The 14,014-nt window shown below is 72.9% G+C and carries 14 protein-coding genes; 5 read left to right on the forward strand and 9 right to left on the reverse strand.

Translation table 11 applies throughout. The features are described from left to right. Positions 1–46: 46 nt before the first annotated feature. The 4 genes from NP064_RS10090 to NP064_RS10105 form a co-directional block, all read right to left on the reverse strand. Entirely contained in the window at positions 47–1,732 is a 1,686-nt protein-coding gene (locus NP064_RS10090; RefSeq protein ID WP_227569796.1) for a ribonuclease J, read from the reverse strand. A 12-nt stretch (positions 1,733–1,744) separates the two neighbouring features. After that, positions 1,745–2,665 (reverse strand): 4-hydroxy-tetrahydrodipicolinate synthase, encoded by a 921-nt coding sequence (dapA, locus tag NP064_RS10095; RefSeq protein ID WP_227569795.1) that lies wholly within the window; start codon positions 2,663–2,665, stop codon positions 1,745–1,747. 80 nt (positions 2,666–2,745) lie between these two features. Beyond that, the gene (locus tag NP064_RS10100; RefSeq protein ID WP_227569794.1) at positions 2,746–3,255 is read right to left on the reverse strand and encodes a dihydrofolate reductase; all 510 of its coding nucleotides are present in this window, start codon (positions 3,253–3,255) and stop codon (positions 2,746–2,748) included. A gap of 4 nt (positions 3,256–3,259) precedes the next feature. Then, positions 3,260–4,078: a thymidylate synthase gene (locus NP064_RS10105; RefSeq protein ID WP_227569793.1), complete on the reverse strand. Its 819-nt coding sequence runs from the start codon at positions 4,076–4,078 to the stop codon at positions 3,260–3,262. Between the two features lie 82 nt (positions 4,079–4,160). Between NP064_RS10105 and NP064_RS10110 the strand changes: the two genes are divergently transcribed. The 5 genes from NP064_RS10110 to NP064_RS10130 all read left to right on the forward strand — a co-directional run bounded on the left by NP064_RS10110 (position 4,161) and on the right by NP064_RS10130 (position 8,031). After that, positions 4,161–5,636, forward strand: a complete 1,476-nt coding sequence (locus tag NP064_RS10110) for an NAD-dependent succinate-semialdehyde dehydrogenase (protein ID WP_227569792.1) — start codon at positions 4,161–4,163, stop codon at positions 5,634–5,636. A 10-nt stretch (positions 5,637–5,646) separates the two neighbouring features. Continuing rightward, on the forward strand, positions 5,647–6,363 hold the full coding sequence (locus NP064_RS10115; protein WP_227569791.1) for an AzlC family ABC transporter permease: 717 nt from the start codon (positions 5,647–5,649) through the stop codon (positions 6,361–6,363). Further along, positions 6,360–6,683 (forward strand): AzlD domain-containing protein, encoded by a 324-nt coding sequence (locus tag NP064_RS10120; RefSeq protein WP_227569790.1) that lies wholly within the window; start codon positions 6,360–6,362, stop codon positions 6,681–6,683. Before NP064_RS10115 ends, NP064_RS10120 begins: the two co-directional genes overlap by 4 nt. Before the next feature lie 122 nt (positions 6,684–6,805). Further along, a complete protein-coding gene (locus NP064_RS10125) occupies positions 6,806–7,465 on the forward strand; it encodes a TIGR00645 family protein (protein WP_227569789.1) in 660 nt (219 codons plus the stop codon). Beyond that, a complete protein-coding gene (locus tag NP064_RS10130; RefSeq protein ID WP_227569788.1) occupies positions 7,465–8,031 on the forward strand; it encodes a GNAT family N-acetyltransferase in 567 nt (188 codons plus the stop codon). Before NP064_RS10125 ends, NP064_RS10130 begins: the two co-directional genes overlap by 1 nt. A gap of 16 nt (positions 8,032–8,047) precedes the next feature. Here NP064_RS10130 and NP064_RS10135 read toward each other — a convergent pair whose 3' ends face one another. From NP064_RS10135 to NP064_RS10155, 5 genes are all read right to left on the reverse strand, one after another. Then, complete coding sequence (locus tag NP064_RS10135; protein WP_227569787.1) at positions 8,048–8,521, reverse strand: hypothetical protein; 474 nt, start codon at positions 8,519–8,521, stop codon at positions 8,048–8,050. After that, entirely contained in the window at positions 8,518–9,273 is a 756-nt protein-coding gene (dapB, locus tag NP064_RS10140; RefSeq protein ID WP_227569786.1) for a 4-hydroxy-tetrahydrodipicolinate reductase, read from the reverse strand. The genes NP064_RS10135 and dapB overlap by 4 nt, the downstream gene beginning before the upstream one ends. Before the next feature lie 62 nt (positions 9,274–9,335). Next, positions 9,336–10,199: a DUF6597 domain-containing transcriptional factor gene (locus NP064_RS10145; protein WP_227569785.1), complete on the reverse strand. Its 864-nt coding sequence runs from the start codon at positions 10,197–10,199 to the stop codon at positions 9,336–9,338. A gap of 66 nt (positions 10,200–10,265) precedes the next feature. After that, positions 10,266–11,594: a M16 family metallopeptidase gene (locus tag NP064_RS10150; RefSeq protein ID WP_256813542.1), complete on the reverse strand. Its 1,329-nt coding sequence runs from the start codon at positions 11,592–11,594 to the stop codon at positions 10,266–10,268. Between the two features lies 1 nt (position 11,595). Then, on the reverse strand, positions 11,596–13,827 hold the full coding sequence (locus NP064_RS10155; protein ID WP_227569775.1) for a polyribonucleotide nucleotidyltransferase: 2,232 nt from the start codon (positions 13,825–13,827) through the stop codon (positions 11,596–11,598). Positions 13,828–14,014: the final 187 nt, after the last annotated feature.

Raw genomic sequence — 14,014 nt, forward strand, 5'->3', positions numbered from 1 at the left:
TAGTCGCGCACCCGGGCGCCACGCCGCAGCAGGGCTGCGTGTCGGGCTAGGCCTCGACCACCACGGGGATGATCATGGGGCGGCGGCGCAGCCGGTTCGAGACCCACCGCCCGACGATCCGGCGCACCACCTGCTGGAGCTGGTGGGTGTCCGATCCCCCGCGTTGGGCGGCCTCTTCGAGGGCGGCCACGACGTCCGGGAGGATGTCGTCGAACACGGCGTCGTCCTCGGCGAAGCCGCGCGCATGGATCTGCGGGCCGGCGAGGACCTTGCCGTCGGCCGAGCTCACCACCACGAAGATCGAGATGAAGCCCTCGTCCCCGAGGATCCGGCGGTCCTTGAGCTCGGCGTCGGTGATCTCCCCCACGCTGGACCCGTCCACGTACACGTAGCCGCAGGGCACCGCGCCGACGACGCTGGCGCGGCCGTCGACCAGGTCGACCACCACGCCGTCCTCAGCCAGCACCACCCGGTCCGCCGGCACGCCCGACTTGACCGCGAGCGCCGCGTTGGCGACAAGGTGCCGGGCCTCGCCGTGCACCGGCATGACGTTCTTCGGCCGCAAAATGTTGTAGCAGTACAGCAGCTCGCCAGCGCTGGCGTGGCCCGAGACGTGCACCTTCGCGTTGCCCGAGTGCACCACCCGGGCGCCCAGGCGGGTGAGCCCGTTGATCACGCGGAACACCGCGTTCTCGTTGCCGGGGATCAGGGACGAGGCGAGGATCACCGTGTCCCCCGGGCCGACGCTGACCTTGTGGTCGTTGGTGGCGATCCGGGACAGCGCCGCCATCGGCTCGCCCTGGGAGCCGGTGCACATGAGCACGAGCTCCTGGTCCGGCACCGTGTCGATCTTCTTCTGGTCGACGAGCACGCCGTCGGGCACGTGCAGGTACCCGAGCTCGGCCGCGATCGTCATGTTCCGCACCATCGAGCGCCCGACGAGCGCGACCCGGCGCCCATGCGCGGCGGCGGCGTCCAGCACCTGCTGGACGCGGTGCACGTGCGAGGCGAACGAGGCCACGACGATCCGCTGCCTCGACGCGGCGAAGACGGAGTCCAGCACCGGGCCGATCTCGCGCTCGGGAGTCACGAACCCCTGCACCTCGGCGTTCGTGGAGTCGACCATGAACAGGTCGACGCCGCGCTCGCCCAGTCGCGCGAACGCCCGCAGGTCCGTGATGCGCCCGTCGAGCGGGAGCTGGTCCATCTTGAAGTCGCCGGTGTGGAGCACGGTGCCGGCGCCGGTGCGGATCGCCACGGCCAGGGCGTCGGGGATCGAGTGGTTCACCGCGACGAACTCGCACTCGAACGGGCCGATCTGCTCGACCTGGCCCTCCTTGACCGCGAGGGTCAGCGGCGCGATCCGGTGCTCCTTGAGCTTCGCCTCGACGAACGCGAGCGTGAGCTGCGAGCCGACCAGCGGGATGTCCCGACGCAGTCGCAGCAGGTAGGGCACCGCGCCGATGTGGTCCTCGTGGCCGTGCGTCAGGACGATCGCCTCGATGTCGTCCAGCCGGTCACGGAGGTAGTCGAAGTCGGGGAGGATCAGGTCGACGCCGGGCTGGTGGTCCTCCGGGAACAGCACGCCGCAGTCGACGACGAGCAGGCGGCCCTCGTACTCGAAGACCGCCATGTTCCGGCCGATCTCCCCCAGCCCGCCGAGCGCGACGATGCGCAAGGCGCCGCTCGGCAGCGCCGGGGGCAGGCTCAGTTCGGGGTGGGGGTGGCTCATCGGGCCTCCTGGTCAGCTCCGGGCGGCGTCCAGCAGCCCGGCCGCGCGCAGCCCTGCGCGCACCGCCGCCGCTTCCTCGTCGGAGGCGGCCACGTTGGGCAGCCGCATGTGTCGGTTCGGGATGAGTCCCAGCGCCTCGACCGCGGCCTTCGCGGCCACCGCCTGGAAGCCGGCTCCGTTGAGCGCGTCGATGGCGGGGGCGATCGACCGGAACACCCGGAGCGCACGGGCGGTGTCCCCGGCGTCGAACGCCTCGGTGATCTCGACGAGCTGCCGTCCGGCGACATGCCCGACGACGCTGACGATGCCGCAGCCGCCGTGGGCGAGGAGCGCGAGGTACACCGAGTCGTCGCCGCCGTACCAGGCCAGGCCGGTGCGCTCGCTCGCCGTCGCGGCCGCGTAGAGGTCCCCGGTGGCGTCCTTGATCGCCACCACGCGCTCGTGCTCGGCGAGCCGGTCGAGCGTGTCCTGCGCGAAGCGGACCCCGGTGCGTCCCGGCACGTCGTAGAGCATGACGGGCAGGTCGGTGGAGTCTGCCACGGCGCGGACGTGCTGGTAGACGCCCTCCTGGGACGGGCGGGAGTAGTACGGCGACACGACGAGAAGCCCGTGGGCGCCCGCCTCCGCTGCCTGCTCGGCCATCCGGACCGCGTGCGGGGTGTCGTTGGAGCCGGCGCCGGCGATGATCGTCGCCCGGTCGCCCACGGCCTCGACGACCGCGGCGATGAGCTCGGCCTTCTCGGGCGCGTGCGTGGTCGGCGCCTCACCGGTGGTGCCGTTGAGCACCAGGCCGTCGTGCCCGCCCTGGTCGACTAGGGCCGTGGCCAGGCGGGCGGCGGCGTCGAGGTCCACGGAGCCGTCCGCCGTCATCGGCGTGACCATCGCGGTGAGCACAGCCCCGAAGGGGCGCGCAGGAGTGCTGGCGTGAGGCATGCGCCCAAAGTACCGCCCCTCCCCCGGCCGGGCGCGCAGCCGCCCGAGGAGCGGGCGGTCATCCGACGGGGCGCGCCCGGTCACCGCCCGGTGGCGCGCTCGTACGTCACGAACCGGTAGCGCACCCCGTCGGCGGTCGAGGTGTGCCACCCCTCGGCGGGGTCGCACTCCCGGCGCTCCCACACGGCGGGGTCGACGCGCGGGGCGAACGCGTCGCCCTCCACCTCCACGTCGACCTCGGTCACCTCGAGCCGGTCCGCGTGGTCGATCGCGGCCGCGTACACCACGCCGCCACCGATCACCCAGGCGTCACGATTGCCGAGCAGGTCGAGGGCCGCGTCCAGGGACCCGACCACTGTGGCGCCCTCGGCGACGTACCCCTCGGCCCTCGTCAGCACGAGGTTCTCGCGGCCGGGCAGCGGCCTGAACCTCGCGGGCAGCGATTCCCAGGTGGCGCGTCCCATAAGCACCGGGCAGCCCGACGTGAGCGCGCGGAAGCGCGCCATGTCCTCGGGAACGCGCCAGGGCAGGGCGCCGTCCCGGCCGATGACTCCGGTGGGCGACTGCGCCCACACCAGGGAGAGGCTCATCGGCTCAGACCGCGATCGGGGCCTTGATGGTGGGGTGGTGCTGGTACCCCACCACCTCGACGTCCTCGTACGCGTACTCGAAGATCGACGGGGCCTTCCTCAGCCGCAGCGTCGGGTACGGGTAGGGCTCGCGGGTGAGCTGCTCGCGCACCTGGTCGACGTGGTTGTCGTAGATGTGGCAGTCGCCGCCGGTCCACACGAAGTCGCCCACCTCAAGGCCCGCCTGCTGGGCGACCATGTGCGTGAGCAGCGCGTAGGAGGCGATGTTGAACGGCACTCCCAGGAAGAGGTCGGCGCTGCGCTGGTAGAGCTGGCAGGACAGCCGCCCGTCGGCGACGTAGAACTGGAAGAACGCATGGCACGGGGCCAGCGCCATGGAGGGGATGTCGGCCACGTTCCAGGCCGAGACGATGTGGCGGCGCGAGTCGGGGTCGCGCCGCAGGTCCTCGACCACCCGGGCGATCTGGTCGATGTGCCCGCCGTCCGGCGTGGGCCAGGAGCGCCACTGCACGCCGTACACCGGGCCGAGCTCGCCGTCGGCGTCGGCCCACTCGTCCCAGATCCGCACCCCGTGCTCCTGCAGCCACCCGACGTTGGAGTCCCCGCGCAGGAACCACAGCAGCTCGTACACGATCGACTTCAGGTGCACGCGCTTGGTGGTCACCAGCGGGAAGCCCTGCGACAGGTCGAAGCGCATCTGGTGGCCGAAGAGGCTGCGCGTCCCGGTCCCGGTCCGATCCGACTTGGCGACGCCGGTCTCGAGCACCAGGCGCAGCAAGTCCTCGTATGGCGTGGGAACAGGGGGTGTCACCGCGGACGTCATGGCGTCATGGTAGGCGTGAGCCCGGTGAGATCGGGCCGCCTCCCCCTGTGCAGGCCGTTGACCGGCGCGCCACACTGGGCGCATGTCCTCGCCTCATCTGCCGCCCACGGTCGCCGCCCACGTGCCCACCGGACTGCTGATCGGCGGCGCGTGGCGCCGGTCCTCCTCGACCGGCCGCACGTTCTCCGTCGAGGACCCCGCCACCGGCGAGGTGCTCTTCGACGTCGCGGACGGCAGCGCGGAGGACGGCCTCGACGCGCTGGCTGCGGCCGCGGACGTGGCCTCGGAATGGGCCGACACGGCGCCCCGGGTCCGCGCCGAGCTGCTGCGGGCGGTCTTCGAGACGCTCATGGCACGCGCGGAGGACGTGGCCGCGCTGATCACGGCGGAGGGCGGCAAGCCGCTCGCGGAGTCCCGTGCCGAGGTCGCCTACGCGGCCGAGTACGTCCGCTGGTACTCCGAGCAGGCGGTGCGGCTCGACGGGCTGGCCCGCCGCGCGCCGGCGGGCACCCACCACCAGCTCGTCCTCAGCCGACCGGTGGGGCCCGCCCTGCTGATCACGCCGTGGAACTTCCCCATCGCGATGATCACCCGCAAGATCGCCCCCGCGCTGGCGGCCGGGTGCCCCGTCGTGGTGAAGCCCGCGCAGCTCACCCCGTTGACCACGTCGTACTTCGCGGAGATCGTGCGCGCGGAGCTCGAGGCCCGCGACCTGCCCACCAGTGTGATCAACGTGGTGCCCACGTCGTCCTCGAGCGAGCTCACGGCGCCGCTCATCGCCGACCCACGGCTGCGTAAGCTCTCGTTCACCGGGTCCACCGAGGTGGGCCGGGTCCTGCTCCGCGCCGCCGCGGAGAACGTGCTGCGGACGTCGATGGAGCTCGGTGGCAACGCCCCGTTCCTGGTGTTCGAGGACGCGGACATCCCCGCGGCCGTCGAGGGCGCGGTCGCGGCGAAGATGCGCAACTCCGGCCAGACCTGCGTCGCGGCCAACCGGTTCCTGGTCCACGAGTCCGTGGCCGACGAGTTCTCCGAAGGGCTGACCGCCGCGTTCAAGCGGCTGGTCATCGGGCACGGCTCCGACGCCGCCACCACCGTGGGCCCGCTGATCGAGGCCGCGGCGGTCGACCGCGTCGCCGACATCGTCGCCGAGGCCGTCGACGGCGGCGCGAAGGTGCACGTCGGCGGCGACCGGGCGCAGCGCGCCGGCCACTTCTTCCACCCGACCGTCCTCACGGAGGTGGCGCACGACGCTCGCGCCGTCCGCGAGGAGGTCTTCGGCCCGGTCGCGCCCATCGTCACGTTCGGCGACGAGCGGGAGGCGCTCGACCTCGCGAACGGCACCGAGTTCGGGCTCGTCGCGTACGCGTACACCCGTGACGTGGGCCGGGTCATGCGCCTCGCGGAGCAGGTCGAGACGGGGATGCTCGGCGTGAACCGCGGAATGGTCTCGGACGCCAGCGCCCCGTTCGGCGGCGTGAAGATGTCGGGGCTGGGGCGCGAGGGCGGCGAGGCCGGCATCGAGGAGTACCTCGAGCGCCGGTACGTCGCGCTCTGACCGCGCCAGCATGGTGACCGGAGTGGCGGCCTCAGACCGGCGCGCCGCGGTGCAGCAGTCGCTGTCCGTGGCCGCCGCGACGGGGCTGTACGCGGTCTCGTTCGGCGCCCTCGCCGTCAGCGCCGGGCTGGACCTGCCGCAGACGGCGGCCTTGAGCCTGCTGATGTTCTCGGGTGGGTCCCAGTTCGCGTTCATCGGCGTGCTCGGCGCGGGCGGCGCGGCGGCGTCGGCCGTGGCCACGGCGGGGCTGCTCGGCGCCCGCAACGGCCTGTACGGGCCGCTCGTCTCCCCGTTCCTGCGCGTCCGCGGGTGGCGGCGGGCGGCAGCCGCGCAGGTCACGATCGACGAGTCCACCGCCGTCTCGACGGCCCAGCCGACCCCGGAGGCGGCACGCACCGCCTTCTGGTGGACAGGCGTCGGCATCTTCGTGCTGTGGAACGTGTTCACCGTCGCCGGCGCCCTGCTCGGCGACGCCCTGGGCGATCCCCGCCGCTACGGTCTGGACGCGGCCGCCGCGGCGGCCTTCCTCGCGCTGCTGTGGCCGAGGCTGGGCGCCCGCGTCGCCCGGGTGGTCGCGGCGCTCGGGATGGCGGTCGCGCTCGTCCTGACGCCGCTCGTCCCCTCGGGGCTGCCTGTGCTCGCCGCGGCGGTGGTCGCGATCGCCGTGGGGTGGCTGCGCGGCCCTGACGAGCCCTCCGCGGCCGCGGAGCCGGAGGTGGGCTCATGAGCGAACACGCCCTGACGTGGCTCGCCGTGCTCGCCGCGGGGGCGGTGTGCTTCGCGATCAAGATGATCGGCCACCTGGTCCCCGAGCACTGGCTGGCGGAGCCGCGCATCGCGCGCACGTCGTCCCTGGTGACCGTCGCCCTCCTGGCGGCGCTCGTCGGGGTGCAGGCCTTCGGCTCGGGGCCAGGCCTCGCGATCGACGCCCGGCTGCCGGCGCTGGCGGTCGCGGCCCTCGCGCTCGCGCTTCGCGCGCCGTTCATCGTGGTCGTGGTCGCGGCCGCCGCCGTGGCCGCGACACTGCGCGCCCTCGGCATGCCCTAACACGGGTTCACCGCGCAGCGGCCCCCGCCGTAGGACCTCCGTCACTCGACAGCGCTCGAGGAGCATGCTGTTGGTAGTCTCGCGGGGCCCTGTCGGCACCACCCACCCCCTCGGAGAATCCGTTGGCCACGCGCCCCCAGACGTCCTCGATCGGCTACCTGATCTTCATGTCCCGCTGGCTGCAGGTCCCGCTGTACCTCGGGCTGATCGTGGCGCAGGCGGTGTACGTGTGGCAGTTCATGATCGAGCTCTGGCACCTGTTCTCCGACGTGGTGCTGCACAGCGGCGCCAGCGTCACCGAGGAGTCGATCATGCTGGCCGTGCTCGGCCTCGTCGACGTGGTGATGATCGCGAACCTGCTGATCATGGTGATCATCGGCGGCTACGAGACGTTCGTGTCCCGCATCCGCCTCGACGACCACCCCGACCAGCCCGAATGGCTGTCCCACGTCAACGCGAACGTGCTCAAGACGAAGCTCGCGATGTCGATCATCGGCATCTCCTCGATCCACCTGCTGCGGACGTTCATCGAGGCCAGGACCACGCTCCAGCAGCCCAACGGGTCCGACGTGCTGCTCTGGCAGACGCTGATCCACCTCGCGTTCATCGCCTCGGCGATGGCCCTGGCGTGGATCGACAAGATCTCCCACGCCCACCCGGCGGCTCCCAAGCCCGCCCCGGCAGGCCTGCGCGACGCCGACCGCGCCCCCGCCCCAGGTGGCCGCGACGTCGCGAGCGCCGTGGACGACACGGTCGGCGACCTGGCCGCGGTGACCCGCTGATGGCCCTCTTCAGCGAGCAGGCCGACGTGTCGGTGCGCCCGGCCGTCCCCGGGGACGAGCTCGCGATCACCGACATCCAGCTCGCGGCATGGCGCTCGGCGCACACCCCCGAGGTGGGCCAGGACGTCCTCGCAGGGCTCGACGGAGGCGCGATCGCCGAACGGTGGGCCCGTGCCATCACCGCGCCCCCGGGACCGGGATACCGGGTCCTGGTCGCGTGCGAGGGCGCCGACGTCGTGGGCTTCACCGCGATCGCCCCACTCCCCGCCCCGGAGGAGTCGCCGCTGGCGGCGCCCGGCGGAGAGATCCTCTCGCTCGAGGTGGCGCCCGTCGCGCAGCGGTCGGGGCACGGCTCGCGGCTGCTCGCCGCGGCGGTCGACCTGCTCCGTGAGGACGGCGCGGCCTACGCACGCACGTGGGTGCTCGACGGCGACGCGGGCCGCGCGCAGTTCCTCTCGTCGGCTGGCTTCGGCCCCGAGGACGCGGTGCGCGAGCTCGCCACCGGCCTCGGCCCGGACGGCGAGACACGCACGGTCGCCGAGCACCTGTGGGGCGCGACCATCTGACGGGCGGCGCCCGGAGTCAGCCCCGGTGCAGCCGGGCGGCGGTCCGCAGCGCCTCGCGGGCACGGCGGCGGTCGCCCGCGGCGTCATAGGCGAACGCGAGGCGGTACCAGGCCGCCCAGTCCTCCGGGGCCGCCTCCGCCTCGGCACGGGCGATGGCGAACGCCTCGGTCGCGGCCTCCCGGTCGATCCTCCCGCCGGGCGAGCGAGGCAGGTCGTCGACGGGCAGCCGTCCCGCGGCGGCCAGCTCGTCGGCCATCCGCTGCACCATGAACGCCATCCGCCACTCGCGGGCGATCGCCCAGATCGCCAGCAGCGGCAGCACCAGGATCCCGAGGCCGAGGCCGATGCCCACGGGCTCACCGGTGCGGAGCAGCGCCACGGCCCGCGTCGCCACAACCCACAGGTAGAGCGACAGCAGCGCTGTCAGCGCGGCGGCCCCGGCGACGGCCATCCGCCGTCGAGGAGCCCTCGATGGGGAGGTGGCGCTCATCCGAGGTCCAGGAAGCTCTCGAGGCCCACCGTCAACCCCGGCCGGGCGCCGACCTCGCGCACGGCCAGGAGCACCCCTGGCATGAACGACACACGGTCGAACGAGTCGTGCCGGATGGTGAGCATCTCCCCCGGGTTCCCCAGCAGGATCTCCTCGTGCGCGACCAGTCCGCGCAGCCGCACCGAGTGCACGCGGACCCCGTCCACATCCGCGCCGCGCGCCCCGTCCATCGCGGACGACGTCGCGTCCGGGCTGGGCCCAACGCCCGCCGCCGCACGGGCAACGGCGATGCCCGCCGCGGTGTGCCGCGCGGTGCCCGACGGCGCGTCCACCTTGTCGGGGTGGTGAAGCTCGATCACCTCGACCGAGTCGAAGTAGCGGGCGGCACGGGCGGCGAAGGCCATCGCCAGCACAGCGCCGAGCGCGAAGTTGGGGGCGATGAGCACGCCGACGCCCGGCCGCTCGTCCAACCGTGCCCGGATGCGGCCCAGGGACTCGTCGGTCCAGCCCGTCGTGCCGACCACCGCGTGGATGCCCGCGTCGACCAAGGCGGCGACGTTGGCCTCCGTCGCGGACGGGACGGTGAAGTCGACCGCCACCTGGGCGCCGCTCGAGCGCAGCGCGGCCACGTCGTCACCCGCCTCGAGGGCGGCCACGAGCTCGAGGTCCGATGCGTCCTCCACGGCTCTCACGACGGTGGATCCCATTCGTCCGGCGGCTCCGAGGACGGCCACCCTGATGCGCTCGCTCACGACGGACCAGACTAGTCGTCCGGCGCCGCCCTCCGGCCATGAGCCCAGGACCCGGCCGCCCCTCACCAGGCGGCGCGGGGAGGACGGCGCGCCGCCGGCCCGCGCAGCAGCTCCTCGACGCCGCCGACCGCCCGCCGCAGCTCGTTGGCGCTGAGCCCGGTGAACCGCTCCACCTCGCGTGGCGTCGGCTCCGTCGCGAGGTAGGCGCGCATCGAGGACAGCACGGTCTGAGCTGGCCACGGCGGTGGCCCCGCCAGCTCCGCGACGAACATGAAGAACCGCGTGGCCTGCAGGAATGTCACCGGTTGGAGGCCCACCTCCTCGACGAAGCACTGATGCAGCGCCGAGAGGCTGACGCCTCCCTGCTGCGCCAGGTCGATGGGCCGGACGAGGCCGCGCCGGTCCTCGATGACCTCGATCGAGGTCCGCAGCAGGCCCAGCCGATCGGCGGAGGCGCGCCGTCGCACGCTCGCGGCGAGGTCGACGGCCAGCATCGTCGCCGCGCGGGCGTCGTCGGGGGCCGCGCGCAGGCGCTCCGCGAGGCTCGCTGCCGCCACGGGCGCGAGCACGTGGGTCAAGGGCGCCGACTCCCCCACCAGCAGCCGGCTCGGGCTCAGTGCCGCGAGCCCGTACGGGGCGAGCTGCGCGCCCACGAACCATGAGCCGGGCCCGAGCCGCACGACGTGCGGATCCACGGACACGCCGACCACCCCGCTGTCATCGGCCGTCCGCGTCCCGGTGACCGGGTCGATGCGCTCGCCGAGGGCGCCGAGCCTCACCAGCACCGTGGGGCGGCCGTTCGGCAGGAAGACCTCGTGCACCGGGGGCGCGTCCTCGGCGGTGCGGGCCACCCACAGATGCTCGACGAACCACGCGGCGGCCGCCGGTGGTGGGAACCGGCGGTAATCGAGCACGACCGGGCTCATACGCCCATCATCCTCGATCACCGCCCGCCCCGGCAGTCCTTCACCGCATGGGCGCCGAGCCTGACGTCAGGAGCGGAACGGGCCGATGCGCACCATCGACCGCGGACGCCCGGCCAACTCGGCGGCCAGCTCCTGGACGTCGGTGGCGGTCACCGCACGGATCCGCTGGAGCGTCTCGTCGAGCGACAGCAGCTCGCCGTGCACCAGTTCGGACTTGCCGAGCCTGCTCATGCGCGAGCCGGTGTCCTCCATGCCGAGCACGAGGCTGCCGGACAACTGCCCCACCGAGCGTGCGAGCTCAGCCTTGCTGATCCCGCCGTCCGCGAGCTGCTCCCACTCGGAGGCCAGCAGCTCCACGACCTGGTCGACCTTGGCCGGCGCACAGCCGGCGTACAGCCCGAAGATCCCGGTGTCCGCGTGGCCCGAGGCGAACGAGTACGTGGAGTACGCCAGGCCGCGCTTCTCCCGGATCTCCTGGAAGAGCCGCGACGACATGCCGCCGCCGAGCACCGCGTTCAAGACGGACAGCGTGAACCGCCGAGGGTCCGTGGCAGTGAGCCCGGTGCCGCCGATGATGACGTTCGCCTGCTCGGTGGTCCGGTGCACGGTCGTCTCGCCGCCCACGGCGGGAACGCCCGTTGGCGGGGCGTCGACGTCGCGCCGGCCCACCGGGCGGGGGTCCGTGAGGTCCCAGCCACCGTCGGCCAGCGCCTTGGCGACCTGGGCGCACAGCGCGTCGTGGTCGACGCCGCCGGCGGCGGTGACCACGAGGGTCGAGGAGCGGTAGTGCTCCTGGTAGTGCTCCCAGACCGCGGAGCGCGGCACCGCGCGGATGGTCTCGGGGGTGCCGCCGATGGGGCGTCCCAGGGGATGCGAGCCGAGCACCGCGGTGGCGAACAGCTCGTGCACCACGTCACTCGGGTCGTCGTCGTTCATCGCGAGCTCTTCGAGGATGACCCCGCGCTCGGTCTCGAGCTCGCCCGTGTCCAGGCGCGCCGAGGTGACCATGTCGGCGATGACGTCGACCGCCATGGGCAGGTCGGAGTCGAGCACCCGCGCGTAGTAGCAGGTGTGCTCCTTGCCCGTCGCGGCGTTGGCCTCGCCGCCGACCTCGTCGAACGCCTCGGCGATGTCCATCGCGCTGCGTCGCGCCGTGCCCTTGAAGAGCAGGTGCTCGAGGAAGTGCGTGGAGCCGTGGTGGCCGTCGCGCTCGTCGCGCGATCCCACCCCGACCCAGGCGCCCACCGTCGCCGAGCGCAGGCCCGGCATGTGCTCGGTGAGCACGCGGACCCCGCCGGGCAGGACGGACCGGCGCACGTGTGCGCCGCCGTCCTGCCCGGCGGTCAGCTCGCTGCCCGGGTCACCCGGGCCGACGAGCGGAAGGTCCAGCGGCACGTCAGGCGTCGGCCGCGCTGGCGTCGGCCGCTGCCTCGGAGCCCTCGGCGGGCTCGTCGATGACAGCGTGCAGCGACAGCTTGCCGCGCGGGTCGATCTCGCCGATCTCGACCTGGACCTTCTGGCCCACGCCGAGGACGTCCTCGACGTTCTCGACGCGCTTGCCGCCGACGAGCTTGCGGATCTGCGAGATGTGCAGCAGCCCGTCCTTGCCCGGCGAGAGCGAGATGAACGCGCCGAAGGTCGTGGTCTTGACCACGGTGCCGACGAAGCGCTCGCCGATCTCCGGCATGTGCGGGTTGGCGATCGCGTTGATCGCCGCGCGCGCGGCCTCCGCCGACGGGCCGTCGGTGGCGCCGATGTAGACCGTGCCGTCATCCTCGATCGAGATGTCCGCGCCGGTCTCCGCCTGGATCTGGTTGATCATCTTGCCCTTCGGGCCGATGACCTCGCCGATCTTGTCGACCGGGACCTGCACCGAGATCACGCGCGGGGCGAACGGCGACATCTCGTCCGGGACGTCGATCGCCTCGTTGAGCACGTCGAGGATCGCCAGGCGAGCCTCCTTCGCCTGCGTCAGCGCGTCGCTGAGCACCGACGCGGGGATGCCGTCGAGCTTCGTGTCGAGCTGGATCGCGGTGACGAACTCGCGCGTGCCGGCGACCTTGAAGTCCATGTCGCCGAACGCGTCCTCGGCGCCGAGGATGTCGGTAAGCGCCGCGTAGCGGGTCTGGCCGTCCACCGTGTCGGAGACCAGGCCCATGGCGATGCCGGCGACGTGGGCGCGCAGCGGCACGCCCGCGTTGAGCAGCGACAGCGTCGAGGCGCAGACCGAGCCCATGGACGTCGAGCCGTTCGAGCCCAGCGCCTCGGAGACCTGGCGGATCGCGTAAGGGAACTCCTCGCGGCTCGGCAGGACAGGCATGATCGCGCGCTCGGCGAGGGCGCCGTGGCCGATCTCGCGGCGCTTCGGGGAGCCGACGCGACCCGTCTCACCGGTCGAGTACGGCGGGAAGTTGTAGTTGTGCATGTAGCGCTTGCGCGTCTCCGGGGAGAGCGTGTCGAGCTGCTGCTCCATGCGCAGCATGTTCAGGGTCGTGACGCCCATGATCTGCGTCTCGCCGCGCTCGAAGATCGCCGAGCCGTGCACGCGGGGCAGCACCTCGACCTCGGCCGAGAGCGTGCGGATGTCCCGCAGGCCACGGCCGTCGATGCGGAAGCCGTCCGTGAGGATGCGCTGGCGGATGAGCTTCTTGGTGATCGCGCGGATCGCCGCGGACAGCTCCTTCTCGCGGCCGGCGAACTCGCCCGACAGCCGCTCGATGGCGTCGGCCTTGACCTCGTCGAGGCGCGTCTCGCGGTCCTGCTTGTCAGCGATGGTCAGCGCCTCGCCGATCGGGGCCTCGGCGACCGCGGCGACCGCGTCGTACGCGTCGGGCAGGTACTCGGGGAACACCCGGAAGACCTGGGTCTCCTTGGCGGCCTTCGCGGCGAGCGCGCGCTGCGCCTCGACGAGGACCTTGATGAACGGCTTCGAGGCCTCGAGGCCAGCGGCCACGACCTCTTCGGTCGGGGCGACACCGCCCTCGTTCTTGATGATGTTCCAGGACGCCTCGGGCGCCTCAGCCTCGATCATCGCGATCGCGACGTCGTCACCGACGGCACGGCCGGCGACGACCATGTCGAACGTGGCGCGCTCGCGCTCGGAGTAGCGCGGGAAGGCGACCCACTGGCCGTCGACGAGCGCGATCCGGACCGCGCCGACCGGGCCGGAGAACGGCAGGCCGGAGATCTGGGTGGACATCGACGCGGCGTTGATCGCGAGGACGTCGTACGCGTCGTCCGGGTGGATCGAGAGCACGGTGATGACGACCTGGACCTCGTTGCGCAGGCCCTTGACGAACAGGGGGCGCAGCGGGCGGTCGACGAGCCGGCACGCGAGGATCGCGTCGGTCGAGGGGCGGCCCTCGCGGCGGAAGAACGAGCCGGGGATCTTGCCGGCGGCGTACTGCCGCTCCTCGACGTCGATCGTCAGCGGGAAGAAGTCGAACTGCTCCTTGGGGTGCTTGCCGGCCGTCGTGGCCGACAGGAGCGTGGTCTCGCCGTCGAGGTACGCGACGGCCGCGCCGGCCGCCTGGCGCGCGATGCGGCCGGTCTCGAAGCGGATGGTGCGCGTGCCGAAGCGACCGTTGTCGATCACTGCCTCGGCGAACTGGATCTCGGGACCCTCCATGGGTGCCCTCCTCTGTCTCGAACGAGCGCCAGCCGGGTCAACGGCGGTCTTCGATCGAGGCACCCGGAGAGGCCTTGCGCCTCCGGACGCCACTACCGAGGACCGGACGAGCCGGGCGGCGCAGTGGGTGTCAGGTGCTGCGCGCCGGGACGCTACGGGCCCGACGCGGGACCAGCCCGGACCCGTC

Origin of the sequence: Cellulomonas chengniuliangii (assembly GCF_024508335.1) — a bacterium.
In the GTDB taxonomy this organism is placed as follows: Bacteria; Actinomycetota; Actinomycetes; order Actinomycetales; family Cellulomonadaceae; genus Cellulomonas_A; species Cellulomonas_A chengniuliangii.